Origin of the sequence: Mycobacterium sp. (assembly GCF_019247615.1) — a bacterium.
GTDB lineage: Bacteria > Actinomycetota > Actinomycetes > Mycobacteriales > Mycobacteriaceae > Mycobacterium.
Map to the genome: position 1 here is coordinate 1 of NZ_JAFBAT010000042.1, position 24,180 is coordinate 24,180.

A 24,180-nucleotide genomic window follows, 5' to 3' on the forward strand; every position below is an offset into this window, starting at 1 on the left:
ACACTCTTTCCCTACACGACGCTCTTCCGATCTCAAACATGTGTTCGACTTGCGTGTCGCGATTGCACGGCAGTCGGGCCGGCGTCAAGAACGGGTGAATAACAAAGGTGTAACTCTGACGCGGTTCGGGTACTTGGGACTCATGTCAGAAGTAGCACCGACGGATCTGTCGGTGGTGTGGTCTAGCGTTTCGCTCGTCCGACACGCTTCGCTCAAACGTTCGGTTATCGAACATGCGAGCGATATAGTCGAACACACGAGCGATGCAATTGAGTGACCGGAGGAACGCAGATGACAACCATCCATGAAATCTCGCCGCGCACCTGCAGTATTCGGCGCCCGGTCAACGGACCGGTGCCGGGCCTTCGTTCGGGCCGGGCCGGGCTGGCCGGTTCGCGCCGGCCGGTCCCGGCCAGGCCGGCCGGGGCGCCGCCGCGCTACCGCGGCACCGGCGTCGCGGTGTCCGTGGCGCCTCATCGCAGGCGTCCGGTCACGCTGGCGACGACGTTGGGGCTGGCCCTTGCCGCCGGAATGATCACCCTGTGGCTGGGCCTGGTCGCGAATCTCGGAGAGCTGGTCAACGGCGACGCCGCGGGATCGGCGGCACCGGTGCCCAACCGCCTTGCTGTCGTACGGGTCGAACCAGGGGAGTCCCTGCAGGATGTCGCTCACCGGGTGGCCCCGGACGCGCCGGCTCACACGGTCGTCGAGCGCATTCGTGAACTCAACGACCTGAACTCAACCGCCCTGGTCGCGGGTCAGACGCTGATCGCGCCGGTCGGCTGACGGCGTTAGCCCGCCCGCCGGCGCGCAGGTACGCTCGGGGTGTTCTGCAACCCCGCAGGCGAGCGCGGCGAAGGAGCGGTCATGCATTGCCCGTTCTGCCGTCACCCCGACTCCCGGGTGATCGACTCCCGGGAGACCGATGAGGGCCAGGCCATCCGGCGTCGCCGATCGTGCCCCGAATGCGGGCGGCGGTTCACCACCGTGGAAACCGCCGTGCTGGCGGTCGTCAAGCGCAGCGGCGTCACCGAGCCCTTCAGCAGGGAGAAGGTCATCAGGGGCGTCCGCCGGGCCTGCCAGGGCCGGCAGGTGGATGAGGACGCCCTGAATCTGCTGGCCCAACAAGTGGAAGACACCGTTCGAGCCGCGGGGTCCCCGGAGGTTCCCAGTCACGATGTCGGCTTGGCGATCCTGGGACCCTTGCGTGACCTCGACGAGGTCGCTTACCTGAGATTCGCCTCGGTTTACCGATCCTTCTCGTCCGCAGATGATTTCGAGCGCGAGATCGAGGCGCTGCGCGCACACCGCAAGGTATCGGCGCCGAGCTGACGCCGCAGCCGACCGAGCCATGCTGCAACCGATGGTTAGGCTGTTTTCATGCCGCCGGACGTGCATCCCGATGTGCAGGCGCTCTCGCCCTTGCTGGGAACGTGGGCGGGCCGCGGAGAGGGCCACTACCCGACGATCCAGCCGTTCGAGTACCACGAGGAAGTAGCGTTTTCCCATGTCGGCAAGCCGTTCCTGGCCTACTCCCAGAAGACGAGGGCGGTGGCCGACGGAAAACCACTGCACGCGGAGACCGGGTATTTGCGTGTGCCCCAACCGGGTCGCGTCGAGCTGGTGCTCGCTCACCCGAGCGGCATCACCGAAATCGAGGTGGGCAGCTATTCGGTGATCGGCGACCGAATCGAACTCGAGCTGTCCAGCATCGCGGTCGCGATGACCCCCACCGCGAAAGAGGTGACGGCGCTTGGCCGTTCCCTGCGCGTCGACGGTGACGAGCTCTCATACTCGCTGCAGATGGGCGCGGTGGGCCAACCGCTGCAGGACCACCTCGCAGCGGTGTTGCGCCGGCAGCCCTGAACGCGACATCAGCCGACGCGCCGGATGCCGTCGTCGACCACCCGACCGGCCACCCGCACCCATCCTTCGGGATTCCACGTGGTTTCGATCAGTGAGCCCTTTCCCTGGGTGATGCGCAGGTCGCGGCTCAGGAAATCCGTGACCCGCATCGCCGCAGAACCCGTCGCTTCGTCCTCCGGCACACCGAGGTTGGCGGCGAACATTCGGGCGCGCAGCGCTCCGGCCGACCGATCGGTCCAGCTCCACAGATAATGCGCGCTGCCATCCGGAAAGTCTTCCGGGTCGGCGGCCGAAACCTCGTCGGCCGAATCGAATTCGTGAAGCGCGAGCTCCGGGGCCCATTCCGAACGCGCGCTGATGCCCGTCAGGCCGCCCGCATGGGTCACCTGCACGATGCCGGCGGGTACCTGAAGCGTCTTGACGGGCCAACCGTCCAAGGGGTGTAAACGGTGGCATGCGCGGTGGTCGAACCGGCGGCCGGAAGATCGATGAATATTGTTTCGCTGTAACCTACTTCGGCCGCAAACCGCTGCCGGTCGGCTTCCTTCACCCGCGCGGCGTCCACCACGCCGAGCGGATTACCGAAATTCCCGTCCAGATCGGTGAACACGCGCACCACGGCCACGTCGATGCCCATGGCCCGACTGTACGGCGACGCAGGGAACCGTGGCGAGAATGCGGACGCGGAGCGGTCAGGTCGCGCTGCGCTCGTCGGAACCCATGGCGTTCAGCACGGCAACGCGGGTGTCGGCCGACCCGGTGACCGCCTTTTCGCCGCCGCCCGTGCGGAGCAGTTCGCGCAGGGCCGCCGGATCGTATTCCGCCGGCTCGGTGGTGTCGATGAAGTGCTCGACGATGTCGATGAAGCGGGCCGGGTCGTTGTGGAACGGGAAGTGGCCGGAGCCTTCGAAGATCTCGAGGCGGGAGCCGGGCATCGCGGCATGGGCCATCCACGCGTGACGCACCGGGACGACCACATCCTTTGTGCCCCAGATGATCTGCACCGGAATGGCCTCGGTCAAGTAACATCGATCCAGCATGGTGACGATCTGACCGCGCCAGTCCACCACGGCCCGCAGGGTCCGGCTGAACGCCGCGGAAGCCGTCGGCTCGGGCAGGTCATCCAGGATCCGGAGCACGTTGGGCAGATCGTGGCCCAGGCCGGTCGATCCGATCGCCAACCCAGCTATGCGCCCCAGCAGCTGGACCGCCGGCAGCAGCAGGGGGAGCCGCAGCAACGCCAGGGCCTCGCTTCCCATCGGCAGGGAGGCCAACCGCAGGGCGACGTTGACGTCCTTGGTGACGCCTCCGGCGGCGACCAGGATGAGCCGGTCGACCAGATGTGGGAACTGGTAGGCGAACTGCATGGCCACGCCGCCTCCGAGCGAATGACCGATGACGGTCACGCGCTCGATCTCGAGGACGCTGAGCAAATCGCGCATGCCGTTGGCGTACGCGGCGACCGAATAGTCGGCGCGCGGCTTGTCGGATTTCCCGTGGCCCAACAGGTCGGGCGCGATGACCGTGAACCGCTGGGCGAGCTTGGCCTGCACGGCATTCCAGGTCGTGGAGTTGTCCCCGATGCCGTGGATGAGCAGGATGGCCGGTCCGGAACCGGCTCTCCGGTATGCCCGGCGGTAACCATGGATGGTGCGAAACTCCAGCGTGGGCGGCGTCACTTCACGCACCGGGCGCAGGTTGCGCTTGCGCGGCCGCTCGGTCATCTCGCCCACCTTGTCGTCGGCCCGGCCAGGGGCTTGCTCAGTGCTTTCAAGGCGTCTCACAGCTCAAGCTTGGTCGTCGTCGTCGAACTTCTTCTCGGCCTGCTGGGCCAGGAAGCGCTCGAACTCTGCGCCAAGCTCGTCGCCGCTAGGCAGGTCCTCGTCGTGAGTTAGTAACGACCTGTTCTCCTGAGCGTCGATGAAGGCATCGTACTGGCGCTCGAGCGCAGCCACCACCTGAGCGACCTCGGCGCTCGCCTGGACCTGCTCGTCGATTTTGGCCGCGATCTCCGCCGCCGCCTCGGACAGCGCCGTGAGTGGCAGCTCCAGCGAGCCGGTCTTGGCCACCTGCTTGAGCAACGCCTGCGCGGCGGCGGGGTAGTCGGTCTGGGTCAGGTAGTGGGGCACGTGCACGGTGAAACCGACAACCTCGTGACCATGCTGGGCCATCCGGTATTCCAGCAGGTTGGATGCGCTGCCGGGGACCTGGATCTCCGAAATCCACGGCTGAAAATCGGCGATCAACTCCTTGTTGTTGGAATGTGCCGTCATGGTGATCGGCCGCGTGTGCGGAACCGCCATCGGGACGGTGCCCAGTCCGATGGTCCGCCGCACCCCCAGCCGCTCGGCGAGCAGTCGCACCGCGGTGATGAACCGCTCCCACTTCAGGTCCGGCTCCATGCCGGCCAGCAACAGGAAGGGGGTGCCGACGCTGTCTCGCAGCGCGTACAAGCTCAGCTCCGGATCGTCGTAATTGGTGAAGTGATCGGTCTTGAAAGTCATCAGCGGCCGCCGCGAGCGATAATCCAGCAATTCGTCGATCGCGAAGGACGCGACGAGTTCGGTGTCCAGGGCGGCCCGCAGGTGGGTGGCGGCCAGCCGGATCGCGTGGCCGGCGTCGGAGAAACCCTCCAAGGCGTGCACCAGAACGGGACCCCGGCCGTCGGCCGTCGACAGCTGCGGGGCCGGGTACTCCAGCTCGTACATTCCGGGCTGCCCGTGCTGGTATTCGTCGTCGTCTGGGCTCTGATGGCGGGCCATCGGGATTTCTTCCTCTCGGGGATCTCTCCAGGGTGCCCTAACATGTGTCCCCCTGAATCTACGGGTACCGGTGATGAAACAGCGAAACTGGCGGGGGCTTCGACGTTCCAACGCCGTAACGGCCGCAAACAATCCTCGGCGCGATGTGGTGCGCCGCGGCGGCCCGCCAGCAAATCACCTCGCGGTGTCGCGGCGCGCTCTGCCGGGCCGCAGAACGTTCGTGCATGATGGACACCAAATGCGCATATCGACGGTGCTGCTGTGTTCGGGGGTCGGCCTGGCGACGTTGTTGGCGTCGTGCGGCCGGCCAGCCGAGCATGCGGCGCGTCCGACAATGTCCGTTCCCGTTGCCACCGCGCCGGTGCAGCGGCTCAGCCAGCCTCAGCAGCATGCGGTCGCCGGTCCGGTGGACCCGGACAAGCGTGTGGGCGCCATCTTCCTCAACGGCGGCAACGTGCACGTGTGCACCGGCTCCGTGGTGCATTCGGCGAGCGGAAATCTGGTGATGACGGCGGCACACTGCCTGGCGGGAGCCACGCAGATAAGCTTCGTTCCCGGGTTCGCCGGTGACGCCCCGTCCGTCGAAGCGTGGCAGGCCGACGCCGTTTACCTCGATCCGCGCTGGACCCTCAGCAAGGATCCCCGCGCGGACTACGCGATCGTGCGTGTCATCAACGCGGGCGCCGGCCCGGTCGAGTCGTACGCCGGCTTGGCGTTGACGCTGGGCACGGCGCCGCCTCCGGGCAGTCAAGTCACGGTGATGGGCTATCCGGCCGGGGTGGGCGGCTCACCGATCGGGTGTCAGGCCAGCACCGCTGTCAACGAGACCGGGTTCCCCTCGTTGCCGTGCGAGGGGCTGGTGGACGGCACCAGCGGCGCGCCATGGGTGAGCGGCACCACGCTCACCGGGCTGATCGGTGGCTTCGAGCGCGGCGGGTGCGCCCCGAACGTGTCGTACACGGCACCTTTCGACGCGCAAACCGCGCAGCTGCTGGCCCGCGCCGAAGCCGGCGGTCCCGGAGATACCGTGGCGGGCGACCTCGACGGCAGCTGCCAGTAGGGTGGCCCGTCAGCGGCGGAACTGGCTGAGGGCCCGCATCTTGTTCGTCACGTCCAGCGCGGCGACCTTGTAGGCCTCGGAGAAGGTCGGGTAGTTGAACACCGCGTCGACCAGGTAGTCGATGGTGCCGCCACATCCCATCACGGCCTGGCCGATGTGCACCATCTCGGTGGCGCTGGTGCCGAAGATGTGCACGCCGAGCAGCTTGCGGTCCTCGGTGGACACCAGCAGCTTGAGCATCCCGTAGGAGTCGCCGGCGATCTGGCCGCGGGCCAGCTCCTTGTACCGCGCGACGCCGACCTCGTAGGGAACCGAGTTCTTGGTCAGCTCCACCTCGGTGGCGCCGACATAAGAGATCTCGGGAATCGAGTAGATGCCGATCGGCTGCAGATCGGTGATGCCGTCCGTCGGTTCGCCAAACGCATGGTAGGCGGCGAGTCGTCCCTGTTCCATCGACGTCGCGGCCAGCGCCGGAAACCCGATCACGTCGCCGACGGCGTAGATGTGCTCCACTTTGGTCTGGAAAGTCTGATCGACCCAGATCCGGCCCCGGCTCTCGACCTCGAGTCCGGCGTTGTGCAGGTCGAGGTGGTCGGTCTGGCCCTGGCGGCCGGCGGAGTACATCACCGTCTCCGCGGGGATCTGCTTGCCGCTGGCCAGGGTGGTGACGGTGCCCGCGGCGCCGACGTCGACGGCGGTCACTTCCTCGCCGAACCGGAACGTCACCGCCAGGTCGCGCAGGTGGAACTTCAACGCCTCCACCACTTCGGGGTCACAAAAGTCGAGCATGTCGTCGCGCTTTTCCACGACGGTCACCTTGGTGCCGAGCGCGGCGAACATGGATGCGTACTCGATGCCGATCACGCCCGCACCGACAACGACCATCGAAGCGGGCAGGGCCTTGAGGTCGAGGATCCCGTCGGAGTCGAGCACCCGCTCTTCGTCGAACTCCACTCCCGACGGTCGCGCCGGCCTGGTGCCGGTCGCGATGACGATGTATTCGGCGCTGACGGTGGTCGTTTCTCGCCGGGACGGGTCTTCGACGACGATGGTGTGCGGGTCCAGGAATCGGCCGTGCCCGATCAGCAGGTCGATCCGGTTGCGCATCAGCTGGTTGCGCACCACGTCGATTTCCTTGCCGATCACGTGCTGGGTCCGCCGCAACAGGTCGGCCGGGGTAATCCGGTCCTTCACGCGGTAACTTGCCCCGTAGAGCTCGCGCTGGGTCATGCCCGTGAGGTAAAGCACGGCTTCGCGCAACGTCTTTGACGGAATCGTGCCTGTGTTGACGCAGACGCCGCCGAGCATCGTGCCGCGTTCAATGATGGCCACCGATTTGCCCAGCTTGGCCGAGGCGATGGCCGCCTTCTGGCCGCCCGGCCCCGAACCGATGACGGCGATGTCGTACTCCTGCATCGAACCCATGGATAGACGATAAGGCCCACAGTCGAGACTTTCTCCACAGACGGACGGCTCGGCCGCGCAACAGCGCACCGGCTGACGGTGGCCGCCGTCAGCGTTGGTGCCTATGACTACGCATAGAGGTGATTTCCGCCTGAACCGTCCCGGAGCATTGATTGCCGCGCTACCGGCGGTTCTGGGCTTTGTTCCGGAAAATTCATTGGTGTTGGTGTCGCTGGGCGGCGGCGAGCTCGGGGCGGTGCTGCGGGTCGACCTGTCCGAGAAACTCGTCGACCGGGTGGGCCACCTCGCCGAGGTCGCGGCCGCAGCCGAGCCCGAGGCCGCGATAGCGGTGATCGTCGACGCCGACGGCGCCCACTGTCCCGGCTGCGACGAGGAATACCGGCGGCTGTGCGCGGAGCTCGCCGAGGCGTTGGCTCGCTACGACATTGAGTTGTGGGCCGCGCACGTCGTGGATCGGGTGGCCGTTGGCGGGCGTTGGCATTGCGCGGACGGTTGCGGTTCTTCCGGCACGGTCGACGACCCCTCGGCTTCGCCGCTGGCCGCCGCGGCGGTGCTGGACGGCAGGCGCCTCTACGCGCGGCGCGCGGACCTGCAAGCCGTCATCGCCGTCGACGACCCGGCCCGCAGCGCGGAATTGGCCGTGGCGCTCGGGCGGCAGGCGGCCGCACGGGAGTCGGCCCATCGATCCGATCCCAGGGGTTGCGCGCGCCGCGACGTGGAGAACGCGATGACGGCAGCCGCCCGCGTCACCGACGGTCAACCGCTGTCCGACGACGAGCTTGCGGAGTTGGGCTGCGCGCTCACCGACGTCCAGGTGCGCGACACGCTGTATGCCCTTGCGGTCGGGGAGACCGCCGACCAGGCCGAGTCCCTTTGGGCGCTGTTGGCGCGCACCCTGCCCCAGCCATGGCGCGTCGAGGCCCTGGTGCTGTTGGCCTTCAGTGCCTACGTGCGCGGCGACGGGCCGCTTGCGGGGGTGTCGCTGGAGGCCGCTCTGCGTTGCCGGCCCGATCATCGCATGGCCGGAATGCTCGACACCGCGCTGCAGTCCGGGCTGCGACCCGAGGACATCCGGGATCTCGCCGTCACCGGCTACCGGCTGGCGAAGCGGCTCGGCGTGCGGCTGCCGCCGCGACGGGCCTTCGGCCGACGCGCCGGGTAGCGCCGGCGGTCGCTCAGACCTTCTCGACCTTGACCGCGTGCGCCATCTCGTGCGGGAGGGTGACGTTCTCGTGGCCCGGTATGAGGATGGTTACCCCGCCACCACCCGGGCTGGTCTCCACGGTGACTCGGGCGTTGGGGACGACGCCGGCGTCTTTCAACCGCGTGATCAGGTCGATGTCGCCCTGGACGTGTTCGGTCAGCTGCCGGACCACGACCGCCACCGGCGATCCGGCCGGCAGCTCCGTCAACCGGACGAGATTCGCCTCGCCGGCATCCGACTCCGGGCCGACTCCCAAATCCAGCAGCCCGGGAATCGGGTTGCCGAACGGAGACGTGGTCGGGTTGTTGAGCACCTTGACCAGCCGGCGCTCGACGTCCTCGCTCATCACGTGCTCCCACCGACATGCCTCGGCGTGCACCTCTTCCCACGGCACGCCGATGACGTCGACAAGCAGTCTTTCGGCCAGGCGGTGCTTGCGCATGACCGCGATGGCCAGCGCTCGGCCCTTGTCGGTGAGTTCCAGGTGGCGGTCGCCGGCCACATGCAGTAAGCCATCCCGCTCCATGCGGGACACGGTCTGGCTGACGGTCGGGCCGCTCTGGTCAAGCCGCTCGGCGATTCGGGCGCGCAGCGGCGTCACGCCCTCTTCCTCGAGGTCATAGATGGTCCGCAGGTACATCTCGGTGGTGTCGACCAGCTCGTTCATTCAGCACCCTCCATTGCCGCTGAGTCTACTGGGCCGGCTGCGCAAAAGCGTGTAACGCTTCCCCAGCAAGCGGTATGCCCGCCGCTGACGCGGCGGGCATACCGTCTGCTACCTGGCTTCTGGTCCCCGACGAGTCAGGGCTGGTGCTGGAGATCAGCTGGCATACGACCGCAGCCGGTCGGCGCGCTCGCCGTTGCGCAACTTGGACATCACGTCTCGCTCGATTTGGCGGACCCGCTCCCGGGACAGGCCGAACAGCTTGCCGATCTGGTCCAGGGTGCGCGGCTGGCCGTCGTCCAGACCGAAACGCAGCCGGATCACCTGGTGCTCACGCTCGTCGAGAGTGGCCAGCACGCTGCGGATGTCGGTGTGCAGCAGCTCGGCGATCACCGCGTTCTCCGCGGACATCGCCTCGGCATCCTCGATGAAATCGCCCAACGGGGCCTCTTCCTCCGAGCCGACGGGCATGTCGAGGCTCACCGGGTCGCGGCTGTGCTCGAGCAGGTCGTTGATCTTGTCGACGGGAATGCCGGATTCGGCGGCGAGTTCCTCGTCGGTGGCCTCGCGCCCCAGGTTCTGGTGCATCTCGCGCTTGATCCGCGCCAGCTTGTTGACCTGCTCAACGAGGTGGACCGGCAGACGGATTGTGCGGCTCTGGTCGGCCATGCCGCGGGTGATGGCCTGACGGATCCACCAGGTGGCATACGTCGAGAACTTGAATCCCTTTGTGTAGTCGAACTTTTCCATCGCCCGGATCAGCCCGAGGTTGCCCTCCTGGATGAGGTCCAGCAGCGGCATGCCACGACCGGTGTAACGCTTCGCGAGCGAAACCACCAGGCGCAGGTTCGCTTCCAGCAGGTGCCGGCGCGCTGCCTGGCCATCGCGCACGACGGCCGCCAATTCCCGCTTGCGGTTGTCGCCGAGGCGCTTACGAGTCTCCAGCAGATGCTCCGCGTAAAGCCCGGCCTCGATGCGCTTGGCAAGCTCGACCTCGTCGGCGGCGGTGAGCAACGCCGTCTTGCCGATGCCGTTCAGATACACGCGCACCAAGTCGGCGGCGGGGCTTTGAGCGTCCAGATCGCTGTCAACCCGGCTTGTGGTGGCATTCGCCATAGCGACCTCCCGATCGGCTTTCACTGTCATGTCCATTAACGACAAACCCTCGTTGGGAGTTCCCGTCGCCCCGTCATCTCACACGCCTTGACGTGCAGAAATGTTCCGCCGACCTGAGAATGTCCTGAGAAGTGGCGATTGCGACCGGTTAGCCGGAACCCGATCGCGGTTCCTGGCGTCGCGGCGCCTCGAGCACCGGGCGCTCCGCTGTCGGGAACAACGGCGTGCGCCGGGGCGCTTCGTCGAATCGCCGAGGCTCGTCCGGGCGGCGAGGCGGCCGGTCGTTGGCGATCAGTACGGCCATCCACGGCAGCGGCACCGAGACCGCGACGATCGCCACCGAGATCAGGCCGTTGTGCCAGGCGCCATATGCGACTGCGGCCAGGATCAGGGCCGGAATTCGAAAGGCCATCAGTGTCAAGTACTTACGCACGCGGGCACGATGCTCCTCCTCGTAGGAGGGAGCGGCGCTGGTAATCAAAACCGGGCGGCCGTCGTCGTCGAAGGCCAGCTCGGAGCCGCGCTTCATATCTCCACTCTCCCACAACTCTGCGATTCCGGTAGCGACGGGTCAGGAGGCAGAATGTGGGCATGCGCACCGAGACGATCGAACGCACCGATGCCGACGAACGCGTCGATGACGGGACCGACAGCGATACCCCGAAGTACTTCCACTACGTGAAGAAAGACAAGATCGCCGAAAGTGCGGTCATGGGCACCCACGTCGTCGCGCTGTGCGGCGAGGTGTTTCCCGTCACCCGGGCCGCCAAGCCCGGCTCGCCCGTCTGCCCGGACTGCAAGCGCATCTACGAATCGCTCAAAAAGGGCTGATTACGCCGGCGGCTCGGCCGTCCCCGTGCCGTGCCGTTGCGCGGCGGCCTGCGATGACGATCCCATCACCTGCCTGAGTGCGGGGACGTGCGCGAGCATCCAGTTGCGTAGCCGGTGAGCGTGGGTCGCCGAGGCGGGCCACTCCTCCTGAATGGCGGCGTTCAGTTCGGCGCCGATCATGATTGAGAAGCCGCCGAAGTACGCGAACAACAGAAACGCGATCGGGGTGGCGAGCGCACCGTAGGTGTAGCCCGTGCTGCCTATCCACCTGAGGTAGAACCGCAGTCCCAAGGTCGCGACCAGGAACGCCGCAGTGGCCAGCATCGTGCCGGGTATCAGTCGATGCGTGGGCAGCGGTACCGGCAGCGCCACCCGGTACAAGACGGCCACTCCCGCCATCAAGCCGAGAACGACCGTCGGATAGTAGCCGTAGTGCAGCAGATTCTGCAGGCCCACCGGCATGTGTTCGCTCACTTTGCGTGGTCCGACTACCGCCACCGGTGCGGCCACCACCACCAGCATCAGCATCGCGATGTAGAGGAACAGCGCGAAGAAGCGCTGCCGCACGGGATGGCGTAATGGGGTCTGGTCATGAGCTTCCACCACGGCATCGACGAAGGAAGACATCGCCGAGGATCCCGCCCAGAGCGAGATCAGGAAACCCACCGACGCCACCTCACCGGCGGCGCCGGCGGTGATGTCGCGGATCGTGGGCTCGATGATCTGGTCGACCACGTTGGCGGAAAAGAAATTGCGCGTCGCGGACAGCGTGCTCTTGATGATGGCTGACAGAGTGTCTGGGCCGAACACCGGCGCCACGTAGGCCAGGGTGCCCAGCAAGCCGAGTAGCAGTGGCGGGGTGGACAGACAGCTCCAAAAACCCGCTTCCGCCGACTCCGAAAAGATGGAGTCGTCCCACGCCTTCGACAGGGTCCTCTTGGTGATGCGCCAGATGTGGTGGGGGGAGGGTTTGACGCCTTGGTCGCTCATCACGTCCAGCATTGCCGAAGAATGCGCGCGCCGACGTGATTACGACGGTGAGTTGGCCAGCTTTAGCTGGCGCTAGCCTCCAGCACAGCCGCTGAGTCGATCAGCTTTGCCTCGTGCTTGTTGGCGTGGTGCTGGCAGAACAGGAGCTCAAGTCCGGAAGGCAGCTTGGCGCGGACGCGAGCCGCAGCTCCGCAGCGGTCGCACCGGTCTGCTCTAGTCAGCTCGGGACTGGTCAGAGTTGCGGTCATGGCCCCTCCGTTCTCGTACACACACTGTCTCAGACGTATACGGTTTTCGCGTTGTTCCCCGATCGTTATAAGGTGTGTCGTTTCTCACGACTTGCCGACGGCCATGCAGCGGGTTGCCAGGAGGGCCGACTGTGACTCGCCTTCCCGACGTTCTGCTGCACCTGTGTGGGGCTGCGGAATGGTCTCGGACGCGTGAATGCGGCGGCATCCGTCCGGATCCGTCCAGCGGTATCGAGTACATCCACCTGTCCGCGCCCGCGCAGGTGCACCTGCCGGCCAACCGGCTCTACCGCGGTCGCGACGACTTGGTGCTGTTGCACGTGGACCCTGGGCTGTTGTGCTCACCCGTGCTGTGGGAACCCGGGGTGTCCACCGACCCCGAGTCGATGCTTTTCCCACACCTGTACGGTCCGCTTCCGATACGAGCCGTGATCGACGTCACCGCCTACCCGCCGGGCCCCGACGGCACGTTCCCGCCACTCGCCGGGCTTGCGGATGCTAAGTAGGCGTCGACCTCGATTTCCACCAGCAAGTCGGGCGCGATCAACGCGGAGACTTCGACCATGGTGGCCACCGGACGGATCCCGCCGAAAACCCGCGCATGCACCGCGGCGACGTCGCGCCAGCGCGAGATGTCGGTCAGGAAAATGCGCGTGCGGACCACGTCGCTGAGCGCTGCGCCCGCCTCCTGCAGTGCAATTTCTATGCGGCGCAAAGCGTCTCGCGTTTGCGCCGCGATATCGCCTGCTGGGCCGGCGCCGGTTGTCCCGGCCACGGCCACATACGGGCCTACGCGGACGGCGCGCGCGTAACCGACCACCGATTCGAACTCGGATTCCGAGAAGACGAGTTTGCGACTGGCTGCCATGCGGCCACGTTAGCCTTCACCGGCGGCCCGCGACGATGCGATTGCGAAACCACTGTGCGACAACTCATCAGCTGCGGCGGATGCGGAAGACAAGCATCGCGACCAGACACAGCCCGAGTACTAATTCGCACCAGAAGAAAGACAGGTAATCGATGAGCGCACCAACGGCTGGTGCGTTGGGCATCGAGTTGCGCACCGCCGAATACGAAAACAGAAGAACACCCAGGAATGAGATGAAGTTGCCGTCAGGCTGCTTGTCCCTGCGGATTTGATTCGCGGTGAAGACCACTGCCAGGATCGTCAACGCCCACATGAGCAAGACGATGAAGACCGCGAAGATCCATGAGGAAGGCGCGCGGCCCACGCTGATCGTCAGGTCATTGCCCTCGTTCGGTTCCCGTGGTGGGTTGCCAATGTTGATGCTGTAGCCGTGCACCGACCCGTCGGCGATCAGCACTGTCGGCACGGGGGAGCCGTCGGCGGCGACGATCCGCACACTGAAGAGCGCGGTGTAGTGATCGAACGGATACTGGCTGATATCGCCGGACTCGAGTGCGACCGGCAACGTTCGTGATGTCATCAATCCGCCGGCGGCGAACGATTCGTCAACCAAACCCGCGCCGCCGACCGCGACGACTCGGACGTTCTTGGTCAGGAACATCCCTTCTTGAGCGAAGCGTCCTCTCGGCTCGAATTCGAGCCCGACCACCAACTGGTCGTCTGCGGGGGAGATTTTCTGGACGTCGGCATGAATGCGAATACCGTCGCTGAGGTTCCTATCGCCGTTTGCTCCCGACGGGTGGCCGGCCTCCTCATAGGAGACGGCGGTGCTGGTCACGACGGCCAGGAACACCGTCGCTGCAAGCAGCAGGAGCGAACGCCGGCTGCGCGCTGCCGTGACAACAGGTTTAACGTCAACGGCCACGCCCAAATCGTAGAGGGGTCAACCCATCCCGGCGCTTCGACGGTTGAACGACCGGTGAACACCTATCAACTAGTCCAGGTAGTCGCGCAGGACCTGAGAACGACTGGGGTGGCGCAACTTTGACATCGTCTTCGACTCGATCTGTCGGATGCGTTCGCGCGTCACACCGTAAACCTGGCCGATCTCGTCGAGGGTGCGCGGCTGGCCGTCGGTCAGTCCGAAGCGCAGCCGTACTACGCCGGCCTCCCGCTCGGACAGCGTCTCCAGCACCGACTGCAGCTGATCCTGCAGCAACGTGAACGACACCGCGTCGACGGCCACCACCGCTTCGCTGTCTTCGATGAAATCGCCGAGCTGGCTGTCGCCCTCGTCGCCGATCGTCTGGTCCAGCGAGATCGGCTCGCGGGCGTACTGCTGGATCTCGAGCACCTTCTCCGGCGTGATGTCCATCTCCTTGGCCAGCTCCTCAGGGCTGGGCTCGCGGCCCAGGTCCTGCAGCAGCTCGCGCTGGATGCGACCCAGCTTGTTGATCACCTCGACCATGTGCACCGGAATGCGGATCGTGCGGGCCTGATCGGCCATCGCGCGGGTGATGGCCTGGCGGATCCACCACGTCGCATACGTGGAAAACTTGTATCCCTTTGTGTAGTCGAACTTCTCGACCGCGCGGATCAAGCCCAGGTTGCCTTCCTGGATGAGGTCCAGAAACGCCATTCCGCGGCCGGTGTAGCGCTTGGCCAGCGAAACCACCAGGCGCAGATTGGCTTCCAACAAGTGGTTCTTTGCGCGGTCGCCGTCGCGGCAGATCCACATCATGTCGCGGCGCTGCGCGGCGGGCAGTTTCTCGCCCTTCTCGGCGTACTCGCTCATCAGCTGGGTCGCGTAGAGGCCGGCTTCGATCCTCTTCGCCAGCTCGACCTCTTCCTCGGCGTTGAGCAGCGCCACCTTGCCGATCTGCTTGAGGTAGGCGCGAACCGAGTCGGCGGAGGCCGTGAGCTCGGCGTCCTTGCGGGCCTGACGGAGCGCCTCGGATTCGTCTTCGTCCCACACGAAATCCCCGGAAGCCTTGTCCTTCTCGGAGGGCTCGGCGATCTCCTCGTCCTCGTCGGCGACGGCCTCGCCGGGCGCGACGACGGCCGGCGCCGCAACGTCCTCCTCGCCCTCCCCGATGTCGACAACCGGCTCGAGCTCGGCTTCCGCGGCATCCGGCGCCACGTCAACCTCGAGGTCGTCGAGATTCAGGTCCTCGGCATCGAGGTCGAGATCCTCGGCGGGATCGGCCTCGAGGTCCGGTTCGACGTCGAGATCTTCGACCTCGACGTTGGTGGCGTCGGCATCCAGGAGTTCCGGGGCCTCCTCGGCACCCTCGGGTGCCGCTTTGGGTGCTGCTTTCGTCCCGCGGGCCGGCGGCGTCTTGGCGCCGCCGCTCTTGGCCAGGGGACGGGTCTTCTTTGCGGTGTCGCCAGCCGCGGTCGCGCTCGCGGCCTCGTGCTCTTTCGAGGACTTGGCGGGGCGCGGTGCCGCCTTGGTGGCGCGCGTGGCCGGGGCGGCACCATTGGCGGCCTTAGCCGCCGATCGCTTAGCGGGGGTCGGTGGAGACTTCGTGGCGTTGCGTTTCGCCGGCGCCTCGGACGCCGGGCTTGCCTTCGTCGCTGCCACGTACACCCCTTCGGTCGGATCACTTTCGGTGGTTCTGGGCATGGGTTTTCCGAAAGTGTCTGCTATGTCGAATGTCGGCGTTGATCTCAGCGTAAATGATCGCACGCTATCAGTCGGGCGCCGAGAACCGCCGAGAACCAGTCGAGGACCATTGTAACGACAGGGCCCGTCCGTACCGGCCGACCGGGCAATATTCAGTGCGTCACGTCGGAGGTCGCCGCCATGGCGGCGCCCACGATCCCCGCGGTGTTCTGCAGCGCCGCGGCCACCACCGGGGTGCGGTTTTCGAGCAGTGGCAGCCACTTGTCGGCCTTGCGGCTGATGCCGCCGCCGGCGATGAACAGATCCGGCCAGATCACGTTCTCGATGGCCACCAGGACCCTGGTCACCTGCGTGGTCCACTTTTCGTAGCTCCAGCCGTTGCGCTCTTTGACCGACGACGCCGCGCGGTGCTCGGCCTCCTTGCCGCCCACCTCGAGATGCCCGAGCTCGGTGTTGGGTATCAGCGTGCCGTTGTGAATGACCGCTGATCCGATGCCCGTACCGAAGGTCAACAGTACGACCAGGCCGGATCGGTCCCTGCCCGCCCCGTAGCGCTCCTCCGCAAGTCCCGCGGCGTCGGCGTCGTTGAGAATGGTGACCTCCTGGCCAGCGAGCTCGGCGCCGATGACGTCGCGCGCATTGACCCCGATCCAGCCCTTGTCGACGTTGGCCGCCGTCTGGACGATGCCATGGGTGACCACGCCGGGGTACGTCACGCCCAGGGGACCGGTCCAGGCGAATCCGTTGACCACCTCGGCGATGGCCTTGGCGACCGCCTCCGGCGTTGCCGGCTGCGGGGTCAACACCTTGATCCGTTCACCGATCAGCAGGCCGGTGTCCATGTCGACGATGCCGCCCTTGATGCCGCTGCCACCGACATCGACACCGAATCCACGGCGCTTCGGACTGCCGGCGACCGTGTCCCTGCCGGTCGTATCCGCGATCGAGTCGGTGCTGGTCATCGTGACTCCTCAGCGAGACTGTGCTGTCCGCTCACCTTAGCCTGGCGACGACGCGGCTTGGGGTGTCTGAATGGCCGTGCCGACCTGTGATGCGATAGAGCCGTGACGCGACCCGAGGACTTGCCCGCGCGGCTGCGTTCGGTCGCCGAAGCGCTGGCCGCCGAGGCGGCCGAGCTGGTGAGGCGCCGCCGCCCCGAGGTGTTCGGGGCCCGGGCGGGCTCCCCGAATGGCCCACCGCGCGGCGCCGTGCGGTCGAAGACCACGCCGACCGATCCGGTCACCGTCGTCGATACGGAAACGGAGCGGTTGTTGCGAGATCGGCTGGCGCAATTGCGGCCGGGAGACCCGATACTCGGGGAGGAGGGCGGCGGCCCCGCCGATGCGGGCGCCACGGCCGCCGACGCGGTCACCTGGGTGCTGGACCCCATCGACGGCACGGTCAATTTCGTCTACGGCATACCGGCCTACGCGGTCTCGGTCGGCGCGCAGCTCAACGGCGTCTCGGTCGCGGGCGCCGTGGCGGACGTCGTCGCCGGCCGGGTGTACTCGGCGGCGGCGGGCCTCGGGGCGCACGTGGTCGACGAGCACGGGCTGACCCCGCTGCGATGCGCGGACGTCGACGATTTGTCGATGGCGTTGCTGGGCACCGGCTTCGGTTACTCACCGCGGCGCCGGGCGACGCAGGCGGCCCTGTTGGCGCAGCTGCTGCCGGTGGTCCGCGACGTTCGTCGCATCGGCTCCGCGGCGCTGGACTTGTGCATGGTTGCGGCGGGCCGGCTGGATGCCTACTACGAGCACGGCCTGCAATTGTGGGATTGCGCCGCCGGCGCGCTGATCGCGGCCGAGGCCGGGGCGCGGGTGTACTTGCCGCCGCGGTACGGCAGCGAGGCCGGCTTGGTGGTTGCGGCGGCGCCCGGGATCGCCGACGAACTGTGGGCGGCCCTGCAGCGGTTCAACGGGCTCGACCCGGTCCAGGACTGAATCAGCAGCTGCTGGCGTGCACCTTTTGCAGCAGAGCGGGATCTGACGGCTCGGTGGCGCCCGGGCGCAGGCTGGCGAGCACCGTATCGATGTCGTCGGTGTGCGCCAGCGCCGTGAAGTCCGTGCCGAGAGCGAGGTCGACGGAGTCATCGGCGCGATTGTCGTTGAACAGTTCAGCGCACGGCGCCACCAGCCACACCGCGGCCGCGGTTGCCTGCCCGGCGGTCCCGAACCGGATCTCTCCCTGACAGTTCAACCTGGTGCCGGCATACAGGGGGTCGTTGGCGGCGGTGGGCTGCGCGAAGCCCAGGTCTTTCATCGCGCCGGCCACGTCTGCAGCCTGTCCGCCCCGGCCGCTGGCGTTGAGCACGCGGACCTTGGTGTCGCTGAGTTTGGCTGGGGTGACGTCCACCATGGCGCTGCGCGACACCTGCTCGCCGAGCTGGGTCGGCGCCCCTCCGGCGGGTTGCGGCGGTGGGTTGCAGACCGCGGTCTCGTGCTCCTTCGCCGGGCGCGTCAGCGCCATCGTCCACACCACTCCCGTGACCACCACCAGGAAGGCCAGCGCGAAGATGGCGGGCCGTGGATTGCGTCGCCGAAAGGGCCTGCCGTGCTTGTCGAAGGCGGTACCTTCGGTGATTTGTGCGACCACAGCTGCACTCTAAACGCACTGCTGAAGCCCCTCGAAAATGGCCGGATACGAACTGTGACGTAAATCACACCTGAATGGTTGGTGATACGGGCACGAATCGTTTTGTCGATGCGTTCGACGCTGGTACAAAGCGTTGCTTGAGGTAATGAGGGCATGTGAGGGGATGAGAATGCCTACCGATTATGACGCTCCGCGGCGCACCGAGACCGACGATGTCTCGGAAGACTCGCTGGAGGAACTCAAAGCGCGAAGGAACGAAGCGGCCTCGGCCGTGGTGGACGTAGACGAATCGGAATCCGCCGAGAATTTCGAGCTGCCCGGCGCCGACCTCTCCGGTGAAGAGCTGTCGGTGCGCGTCATCCCGAAGCAGGCCGACGAATTCACCTGCTCGAGTTGCTTCCTGGTGCAACACCGGAGCCGGCTCGCCACCGAGAAAAACGGCGTGATGATCTGTACCGATTGCGCGGCCTGATAGCTGCGCTCAGCGTGTCAAGGCCGACAGCACCCGCTCGGGGTGACGGCAGCTCACCAGCCAGTACGGCGTGGGATCGTCGGGGTCATGCAGGACCAGCAAAACCATGGGGCCGACCCATGCCCGATGCAGCACATAAGCTGCCGGGTCGAGCTGGCGACCGAGGGCTGCCGACTTTGCCGTGGGCGCGACCTCGGCGGACCGGGCGATCACGTTGACCGGCAGGTGCGCTTCCCCGGCCCACAGCTGCACGCCGTCCTCGGTGTTCGGGCCGACCGTGACGCGGACCTCGATGCGGCCGAGCCACAACAGGGCGCCGGCCGCCGCGATGAACAGGATCGCGAATGGCAGCCAGCCGGGGAGGGCCCGAACGCCCAGGTTGACCTCGAAGGCGATCAGTGCCGCCAGCCCGAAGGCCGGCGGCCACCACCACCAGGGCACCCACAGTCGTTCGCGATATCGCACGCTGTGCGGCGCGACACGCGAGCCGGACACGCGGTCAAGGGTAATCTGTGGCCCCGTGTCGACCAGTCTGGCCTTGAAATGAAAATCGTGCGCCTCGACCCCGAACTTCCGCTGCCCAGCCGAGCCCACGACGGCGATGCCGGGCTCGACCTCTACAGCGCCGAAGACGTCAAGCTCGACCCCGGTAACCGCGCCCTGGTGCGCACCGGCGTCGCGGTCGCCATTCCGTTCGGGATGGTCGGCTTAGTCCATCCGCGGTCGGGATTGGCTGCGCGCGTGGGACTTTCGATCGTCAACAGTCCGGGTACCATCGACGCGGGCTATCGTGGCGAGATCAAAGTCGCGTTGATCAATCTTGACCCCGAAGAGCCCATCGTGGTGCATCGGGGCGACCGCATCGCCCAGTTGCTGGTTCAGCGGGTCGAGTTGGTGGAGCTGGTCGAGGTGTCATCGTTCGACGTGGCCGGGCTGGCCGAAACGTCCCGTGGCGACGGTGGTCACGGTTCATCCGGCGGACATGCGAGTTTGTGATGGCTGCATTAGGTAGACGCTCAGGCAACGACGACAGCGACGAGCCGGTGGACGCCGACGCCGTCGCCGATCCGCTGGACGCGGAGTTCGACGAGGAGCTCGAGGGACCGTTCGACATCGACGACTTCGACGACCCGGCGGTCGCCGAGGTCGCTCGCCTCGACCTGGGCTCGGTGCTCATTCCGATGCCGGAGACCGGTCAGCTGCAGGTCGAGCTGACCGAAACCGGTGTGCCCAGCGCGGTGTGGGTCGTCACACCCAACGGTCGTTTCACGATCGCCGCCTACGCGGCGCCCAAGACCGGCGGCCTGTGGCGCGAGGTGGCCGGAGAGCTCGCCGAGTCGCTGCGCAAGGACTCGGCCAAGGTCAGCATCAAGGATGGGCCCTGGGGTCGCGAGGTGGTGGGCACCGCCTCCGGCGTGGTCCGCTTCATTGGGGTCGACGGCTATCGATGGATGATCCGCTGTGTCGTCAACGGGGCGCCCGAGACCATCGACGCGTTGGATCGGGAGGCGCGTACCGCCTTGGCGGACACGGTGGTTCGCCGCGGTGACACCCCGCTGCCTGTCCGCACGCCGTTGCCCGTGGTGCTGCCCGAGCCCATGGCCGAACAGCTGCGGGCGGCCGCGGCCGCCCAGCAGGCGCAGCAACAGCAAGTGGCCCAACAGCCGCCCAACGATCCGGCGGCACGGCGCAGCGCCGAGGGATCGGCCATGCAACAGCTGCGGACCATTACCGGCGGTTGACGCCCCTAGAGATCGGCGAGGGCGTCCACACAGGCCTTTCCCAGCGCTGCCGGCTCCGCGCCGATCTGATCCAGTGTCACCGTCCGCATGCCGGCGCGCGGCGCCGCCGTGGCCCAGTCGACGCCGACCTGCAAGGGGTGGATGGGGTCGTCGACCGCGGCGGCCACACCCAGTGGCGGGCGCAGCCGGGTCAGTTCGGCGCAGCTCGGCGCGACGAAGGCCGCCGCTTCTTCCATAGCGTCGGGAAGCGCCGGCCACTGGCGGCGCCACGACCGGGCCAGCTCGTCGGCCAACCATGCCGGGCTGGATGCCCTCAGCCGCTTCGTCGCCGCGGCCAGACCGTCGGCACGCAGCTGGGCGGCCGAGTGCCGGGCTGCGAGGGCGGCCGGCGCGGACGCGGGTGCCCCCGCCCAGGCCGGCAGCGCGGCCAGGACCGCGACCACCCGGTCGGGATGCGCGAGCGCCCAGGCGGTCGCGACGGCCGCGCCGATCGAGACGCCGCCGACGCCGATGGGTCCTTCGCTTGCGGCGTGGTCCAGCGCGGAAAGATAGCCGTCGATCAACCGGTCGGGCCGGGGCGGCGGTGCCACCAGCACCGCGCCGACCCCGGCCAAGGGGCCGGAAAACGCCCGCCGGACGTAGTCGTCATCGGAGCCCGTTCCGGGCAACAACACGGTTGCCACACCGCGCAGATCGACAGCCACCCCTTGATAGTGCCCGGCCGGATACAGGTCCGGAAAAATAGGTTTGATTTGAATTGGCGTCGGGGAACCTCGAGGTCTACGGTTTCCGTTGGCATAGGCAGAAGCACCGCTTCAGAGGCTCGTACAGCGTCGTCAGGAGTGGCCATGAAGGCCCAAGGTTATTTGCGTCGCCTCACACGTCGGTTGACGGAGGACCCGGAGCAGCTGGACTCCGAGGAGTTGTCGGACGAGGTTGCCAGCACCGGCGCCCAGCGCGCTATCGACTGCCAACGCGGCCAGGAGGTCACGATGGTGGGCACGCTGCGCAGCGTGGAGTGCAACGGCAAGGGTTGCTCCGGCGGAGTGCGGGCCGAGTTTTTCGACGGCAGCGACACCGTGACGTTGGTGTGGTTGGGTCAGCGCCGCATACCCGGCATCGATTCAGGCCGCACGCTGCGCGTGCGGGGTCGCCTCGGCAAGCTGGAGAACGGCGCCAAGGCCATCTACAACCCGCATTACGAAATTCAGCGGTGAGCGTCCCCGGTAAGACCACTCAACGCCTCAGCCCGGACCGCCTGCTGGCACAGGCGGGCGGGGTGAGCGGTGTCATCTACTCGTCGCTGCCGGTGGTCGTCTTCGTTGCGGTTTCGAGCCTGTCGGGTCTGTTGCCCGCGATCGCGTCCGCGCTGGGCGTGGCGGCGCTGGTCTTGCTGTGGCGGCTGATTCGCCGGGAATCGACGCAGCCGGCGTTGTCGGGCTTCATCGGCGTCGCCGTCTGCGCCCTGATCGCCTACCTGGTGGGGCAGTCCAAGGGCTACTTCCTGCTGGGCATCTGGATGTCGTTGCTGTGGGCGGTCGTTTTCGCGGTGTCGGTGCTGATCCGCCGCCCCGCGGTCGGCTACGCCTGGAGCTGGGCCGGCGGCCACGATCGCCGCTGGCGCGAAGTCCGCAGGGCCGTTTACGCGTTCGACGTCGCGACCCTGTGCTGGACAGCGGTTTTCGCCGCCCGCTTCGTGGTCCAGCGGCTGCTGTACGACTCCGATCACACCGGATGGCTGGGGGTGGCGCGGATCGGGATGGGTTGGCCGCTGACCGCGCTGGCCGCTCTGGCGACGTATGCCGCGATCAAGGCCGCTCAGCGCGCGCTCTCGGCACAGGAGGCCGCGAGCGCCGACTGCTAGTCGGCGGCCCGGGAACCCTCCGGCAGCAGGAGCTTGCGCAGGTCCTCCTCGACCTCGGGGACGGCGACGAGCAGCAACTCGTCGCCGCCCTCGAGCGGCTCGTCGGCCTCCGGCACGATCACCCGCGGTCCCCGCAAAATCGTCACCAGCGCGGCGTCTCGTGGCAGTTGCAATCGGCGCACCGGCCTGCCACCCCACGGTGTGTCGTCGGGCAGGGTGATCTCGACGAGATTGGCCTGACCAGTCCGGAACTCCATGAGGCGCACCAGATCCCCGACCGCGACGGCCTCCTCGATCAGCGAGGCCAGCATGCGTGGAGTGGAAACCGCCACATCGACACCCCAGGCGTCGGTGAACAGCCACTCGTTGCGGGGGTCATTGACCCGGGCCACTACGCGCGGGACCGCGAACTCCGTCTTGGCGAGCAGGCTGAGCACCACGTTGACCTTGTCGTCGCCCGTCGCGGCCACGACCACTTCGAAATCCTCGAGGTGGACCGACTGCAGCAAGCTCAGCTCGCAGGCATCGCCAAGACGCCAGTGCGCGGCCGGGATCGCGTCGACGTCGACGTGGTCGGGGTTGCGCTCGATCAGAGTCACGTCGTGGTCGTTGGCGACGAGTTCGCGGGTGACCGAGCGGCCGACCGCGCCGGCACCGGCGACAGCTACTTTCATGTTCGGGCTCCGGTCTCGAGATCCTCACTGGGCGGCAATGCCGCGATGGCCACCGCTTCGGCGGTCCGGCCGGAAATCGCCGCGATATAGACCTGGTCGCCGGCCTGGATGACGGTCTTCGGCTCCGGCAACACTCCGGTTCCAAAGCGGATCAAGAAGGCCACCCGGGCGCCGGTGGCCTGCTCCAAGTCGGTGGCCCGGTGTCCCACCCAGTCCTCGTGCAGATCGACCGCCGCGACGGCGACGGTACCGGTCGGATCGCGCCACTTGGCCGTCTCGCCTTCGCGGGTGAGCGCGTTCAGCAGCCGATCGGTGGTCCAGGGGACCGTGGCGATCGTCGGGATACCGAGGCGTTCGTAGACCTCGGCGCGCTTGGCGTCGTAAATCCGGGCGACGACGCGCTGCACTCCGAAGCTCTCCCGGGCCAGCCGGGCCGAGATGATGTTCGAGTTGTCCCCGGATGACACGGCGGCGAACGCGTCGGCTTCCCGTATGCCCGCCCGCAGCAGAACGTCTCGGTCAAAACCCTGGCCCAGCACCCGCTCGCCGGCGAACTCCTGGCTGAGCCGGTTAAACGCGGTGCTGTCGCGGTCGATGACGGCGACGTCATGGCCGATGCGGGAGAGCCCGTCGGCCAGCGACGAACCCACCCGGCCGCAACCCATCACAACCACGCGCACTTGCGGTCCTCTCGGCTGCGTCCTGTGTTCCTCATTCTCGCCTAGGAAACGCTATCAAGCTCCCGTGCGCTTACCCTTGGCTCTCGTGTCGAAAGTTTCAACCGCCGCGCGCCGGTTGATTATCGGCCGGCCGTTTCGCAGCGACCGACTGAGTCACACCCTGCTCCCCAAGCGCATCGCCCTTCCGGTGTTCGCGTCGGATGCGCTCTCCTCGGTGGCCTACGCACCCGAGGAGGTCTTCCTGATGCTGTCGGTGGCCGGGGTCGCCGCCTACGCGCTGACGCCGTGGATCGGTTTGGCCGTGGCCGCCGTGATGTTGGTCGGCGTCTTCATTTCGTTCACGCTGAGCCAGATCGGTATGGTCAGGCACTGGACCCGCTTGCTGCGCACCGAGACCAATGCGCGGGTGCGTCGCAAGATGATGCGTTCCCGGGTGGTCAACACCGTCGGATTGCTTTCCACCGGTGCGGTGTTGCTGGTCGTCCTGGTCACC

At 67.0% G+C, this 24,180-nt stretch carries 30 protein-coding genes and 2 pseudogenes; 14 read left to right on the forward strand and 18 right to left on the reverse strand.

Annotation, left to right across the window (positions count from 1 at the left end):
- Positions 1-291: 291 nt before the first annotated feature.
- The 3 genes from JO059_RS02715 to JO059_RS02725 all read left to right on the forward strand — a co-directional run bounded on the left by JO059_RS02715 (position 292) and on the right by JO059_RS02725 (position 1,866).
- Positions 292-786, forward strand: a complete 495-nt coding sequence (locus JO059_RS02715) for a LysM peptidoglycan-binding domain-containing protein (protein WP_293314583.1) — start codon at positions 292-294, stop codon at positions 784-786.
- A gap of 81 nt (positions 787-867) precedes the next feature.
- Complete coding sequence (gene nrdR / locus JO059_RS02720; protein WP_293314584.1) at positions 868-1,332, forward strand: transcriptional regulator NrdR; 465 nt, start codon at positions 868-870, stop codon at positions 1,330-1,332.
- Between the two features lie 48 nt (positions 1,333-1,380).
- Positions 1,381-1,866, forward strand: coding sequence for a peroxynitrite isomerase (locus JO059_RS02725; protein ID WP_293314585.1), 486 nt, complete (start codon positions 1,381-1,383; stop codon positions 1,864-1,866).
- Positions 1,867-1,874: 8 nt separating this feature from the next.
- Here JO059_RS02725 and JO059_RS02730 read toward each other — a convergent pair.
- From JO059_RS02730 to JO059_RS02740, 3 genes and pseudogenes are all read right to left on the reverse strand, one after another.
- Positions 1,875-2,503: pseudogene (locus JO059_RS02730) on the reverse strand (PhzF family phenazine biosynthesis protein).
- A gap of 55 nt (positions 2,504-2,558) precedes the next feature.
- A complete protein-coding gene (locus tag JO059_RS02735) occupies positions 2,559-3,590 on the reverse strand; it encodes an alpha/beta hydrolase (protein WP_293314586.1) in 1,032 nt (343 codons plus the stop codon).
- Positions 3,591-3,653: 63 nt separating this feature from the next.
- Positions 3,654-4,628 (reverse strand): PAC2 family protein, encoded by a 975-nt coding sequence (locus JO059_RS02740; RefSeq protein ID WP_293314587.1) that lies wholly within the window; start codon positions 4,626-4,628, stop codon positions 3,654-3,656.
- A gap of 238 nt (positions 4,629-4,866) precedes the next feature.
- On the opposite strand from JO059_RS02740, the gene JO059_RS02745 reads away from it, so the two are divergent.
- A complete protein-coding gene (locus tag JO059_RS02745; RefSeq protein ID WP_293314588.1) occupies positions 4,867-5,688 on the forward strand; it encodes a serine protease in 822 nt (273 codons plus the stop codon).
- A 9-nt stretch (positions 5,689-5,697) separates the two neighbouring features.
- Here JO059_RS02745 and sthA read toward each other — a convergent pair whose 3' ends face one another.
- The gene (gene sthA, locus JO059_RS02750; protein ID WP_293314610.1) at positions 5,698-7,104 is read right to left on the reverse strand and encodes a Si-specific NAD(P)(+) transhydrogenase; all 1,407 of its coding nucleotides are present in this window, start codon (positions 7,102-7,104) and stop codon (positions 5,698-5,700) included.
- A 112-nt stretch (positions 7,105-7,216) separates the two neighbouring features.
- On the opposite strand from sthA, the gene JO059_RS02755 reads away from it, so the two are divergent.
- Entirely contained in the window at positions 7,217-8,275 is a 1,059-nt protein-coding gene (locus JO059_RS02755) for a DUF4192 domain-containing protein (RefSeq protein ID WP_293314589.1), read from the forward strand.
- Positions 8,276-8,288: 13 nt separating this feature from the next.
- Here the strand turns inward: JO059_RS02755 and ideR are convergent, their stop codons facing one another.
- From ideR to JO059_RS02770, 3 genes are all read right to left on the reverse strand, one after another.
- Entirely contained in the window at positions 8,289-8,984 is a 696-nt protein-coding gene (gene ideR, locus JO059_RS02760) for an iron-dependent transcriptional regulator IdeR (protein WP_293314590.1), read from the reverse strand.
- Positions 8,985-9,137: 153 nt separating this feature from the next.
- Positions 9,138-10,127: a sigma-70 family RNA polymerase sigma factor SigB gene (gene sigB / locus JO059_RS02765; RefSeq protein WP_293314591.1), complete on the reverse strand. Its 990-nt coding sequence runs from the start codon at positions 10,125-10,127 to the stop codon at positions 9,138-9,140.
- A gap of 118 nt (positions 10,128-10,245) precedes the next feature.
- Positions 10,246-10,626, reverse strand: coding sequence for a DUF3099 domain-containing protein (locus JO059_RS02770; RefSeq protein ID WP_293314592.1), 381 nt, complete (start codon positions 10,624-10,626; stop codon positions 10,246-10,248).
- A gap of 62 nt (positions 10,627-10,688) precedes the next feature.
- Between JO059_RS02770 and JO059_RS02775 the strand changes: the two genes are divergently transcribed.
- Positions 10,689-10,928 carry a DUF3039 domain-containing protein gene (locus JO059_RS02775; protein ID WP_293314593.1) on the forward strand — a complete coding sequence of 80 codons (240 nt, stop codon included), beginning with the start codon at positions 10,689-10,691 and terminating at the stop codon, positions 10,926-10,928.
- Here JO059_RS02775 and JO059_RS02780 read toward each other — a convergent pair whose 3' ends face one another.
- The gene (locus tag JO059_RS02780) at positions 10,929-11,918 is read right to left on the reverse strand and encodes a YihY/virulence factor BrkB family protein (protein ID WP_293314611.1); all 990 of its coding nucleotides are present in this window, start codon (positions 11,916-11,918) and stop codon (positions 10,929-10,931) included.
- Positions 11,919-11,980: 62 nt separating this feature from the next.
- A complete protein-coding gene (locus JO059_RS02785) occupies positions 11,981-12,166 on the reverse strand; it encodes a hypothetical protein (protein ID WP_293314594.1) in 186 nt (61 codons plus the stop codon).
- A gap of 131 nt (positions 12,167-12,297) precedes the next feature.
- Between JO059_RS02785 and JO059_RS02790 the strand changes: the two genes are divergently transcribed.
- The gene (locus JO059_RS02790) at positions 12,298-12,672 is read left to right on the forward strand and encodes a DUF952 domain-containing protein (protein ID WP_293314595.1); all 375 of its coding nucleotides are present in this window, start codon (positions 12,298-12,300) and stop codon (positions 12,670-12,672) included.
- Here JO059_RS02790 and JO059_RS02795 read toward each other — a convergent pair.
- The 4 genes from JO059_RS02795 to ppgK form a co-directional block, all read right to left on the reverse strand.
- Positions 12,612-13,034, reverse strand: coding sequence for a RidA family protein (locus JO059_RS02795; RefSeq protein ID WP_293314596.1), 423 nt, complete (start codon positions 13,032-13,034; stop codon positions 12,612-12,614). The genes JO059_RS02790 and JO059_RS02795 overlap by 61 nt on opposite strands.
- Before the next feature lie 67 nt (positions 13,035-13,101).
- Positions 13,102-13,959 (reverse strand): DUF4436 family protein, encoded by an 858-nt coding sequence (locus JO059_RS02800; protein ID WP_293314597.1) that lies wholly within the window; start codon positions 13,957-13,959, stop codon positions 13,102-13,104.
- A 69-nt stretch (positions 13,960-14,028) separates the two neighbouring features.
- Positions 14,029-15,618, reverse strand: coding sequence for an RNA polymerase sigma factor (locus JO059_RS02805; RefSeq protein WP_293314612.1), 1,590 nt, complete (start codon positions 15,616-15,618; stop codon positions 14,029-14,031).
- A gap of 194 nt (positions 15,619-15,812) precedes the next feature.
- Positions 15,813-16,622 carry a polyphosphate--glucose phosphotransferase gene (gene ppgK, locus JO059_RS02810; RefSeq protein WP_293314598.1) on the reverse strand — a complete coding sequence of 270 codons (810 nt, stop codon included), beginning with the start codon at positions 16,620-16,622 and terminating at the stop codon, positions 15,813-15,815.
- A 102-nt stretch (positions 16,623-16,724) separates the two neighbouring features.
- Between ppgK and JO059_RS02815 the strand changes: the two genes are divergently transcribed.
- Positions 16,725-17,603, forward strand: a complete 879-nt coding sequence (locus JO059_RS02815) for an inositol monophosphatase family protein (RefSeq protein WP_293314599.1) — start codon at positions 16,725-16,727, stop codon at positions 17,601-17,603.
- A gap of 1 nt (position 17,604) precedes the next feature.
- Here JO059_RS02815 and cei read toward each other — a convergent pair whose 3' ends face one another.
- Positions 17,605-18,255, reverse strand: coding sequence for an envelope integrity protein Cei (gene cei, locus JO059_RS02820; RefSeq protein WP_293314600.1), 651 nt, complete (start codon positions 18,253-18,255; stop codon positions 17,605-17,607).
- Between the two features lie 169 nt (positions 18,256-18,424).
- Here cei and JO059_RS02825 point away from each other — a divergent pair, with 169 nt between their 5' ends.
- Positions 18,425-18,727: a DUF4193 domain-containing protein gene (locus JO059_RS02825; protein ID WP_293314601.1), complete on the forward strand. Its 303-nt coding sequence runs from the start codon at positions 18,425-18,427 to the stop codon at positions 18,725-18,727.
- Positions 18,728-18,736: 9 nt separating this feature from the next.
- Here the strand turns inward: JO059_RS02825 and JO059_RS02830 are convergent, their stop codons facing one another.
- A complete protein-coding gene (locus JO059_RS02830) occupies positions 18,737-19,222 on the reverse strand; it encodes a DUF3093 domain-containing protein (protein WP_293314602.1) in 486 nt (161 codons plus the stop codon).
- A 48-nt stretch (positions 19,223-19,270) separates the two neighbouring features.
- Between JO059_RS02830 and dut the strand changes: the two genes are divergently transcribed.
- Together dut and JO059_RS02840 are read left to right on the forward strand one after the other, a co-directional pair.
- Positions 19,271-19,723, forward strand: a complete 453-nt coding sequence (gene dut / locus JO059_RS02835) for a dUTP diphosphatase (protein ID WP_293314603.1) — start codon at positions 19,271-19,273, stop codon at positions 19,721-19,723.
- Positions 19,723-20,469 (forward strand): DUF3710 domain-containing protein, encoded by a 747-nt coding sequence (locus JO059_RS02840; protein ID WP_293314604.1) that lies wholly within the window; start codon positions 19,723-19,725, stop codon positions 20,467-20,469. The genes dut and JO059_RS02840 overlap by 1 nt, the downstream gene beginning before the upstream one ends.
- A 5-nt stretch (positions 20,470-20,474) precedes the next feature.
- Here JO059_RS02840 and JO059_RS02845 read toward each other — a convergent pair whose 3' ends face one another.
- Positions 20,475-21,173, reverse strand: a complete 699-nt coding sequence (locus tag JO059_RS02845; protein ID WP_293314605.1) for an alpha/beta hydrolase — start codon at positions 21,171-21,173, stop codon at positions 20,475-20,477.
- 144 nt (positions 21,174-21,317) lie between these two features.
- Here JO059_RS02845 and JO059_RS02850 point away from each other — a divergent pair, with 144 nt between their 5' ends.
- On the forward strand, positions 21,318-21,686 hold the full coding sequence (locus JO059_RS02850) for an OB-fold nucleic acid binding domain-containing protein (protein WP_293314606.1): 369 nt from the start codon (positions 21,318-21,320) through the stop codon (positions 21,684-21,686).
- Complete coding sequence (locus tag JO059_RS02855) at positions 21,683-22,333, forward strand: DUF3159 domain-containing protein (protein WP_293314607.1); 651 nt, start codon at positions 21,683-21,685, stop codon at positions 22,331-22,333. The genes JO059_RS02850 and JO059_RS02855 overlap by 4 nt, the downstream gene beginning before the upstream one ends.
- Here JO059_RS02855 and JO059_RS02860 read toward each other — a convergent pair.
- Together JO059_RS02860 and JO059_RS02865 are read right to left on the reverse strand one after the other, a co-directional pair.
- Positions 22,330-23,007 carry a TrkA family potassium uptake protein gene (locus JO059_RS02860; RefSeq protein WP_293314608.1) on the reverse strand — a complete coding sequence of 226 codons (678 nt, stop codon included), beginning with the start codon at positions 23,005-23,007 and terminating at the stop codon, positions 22,330-22,332. The genes JO059_RS02855 and JO059_RS02860 overlap by 4 nt on opposite strands.
- Entirely contained in the window at positions 23,004-23,687 is a 684-nt protein-coding gene (locus tag JO059_RS02865; protein ID WP_293314609.1) for a TrkA family potassium uptake protein, read from the reverse strand. Before JO059_RS02865 ends, JO059_RS02860 begins: the two co-directional genes overlap by 4 nt.
- An 85-nt stretch (positions 23,688-23,772) precedes the next feature.
- On the opposite strand from JO059_RS02865, the pseudogene JO059_RS02870 reads away from it, so the two are divergent.
- Positions 23,773-24,180, forward strand: a pseudogene (locus JO059_RS02870) (hypothetical protein); the annotation flags it as partial.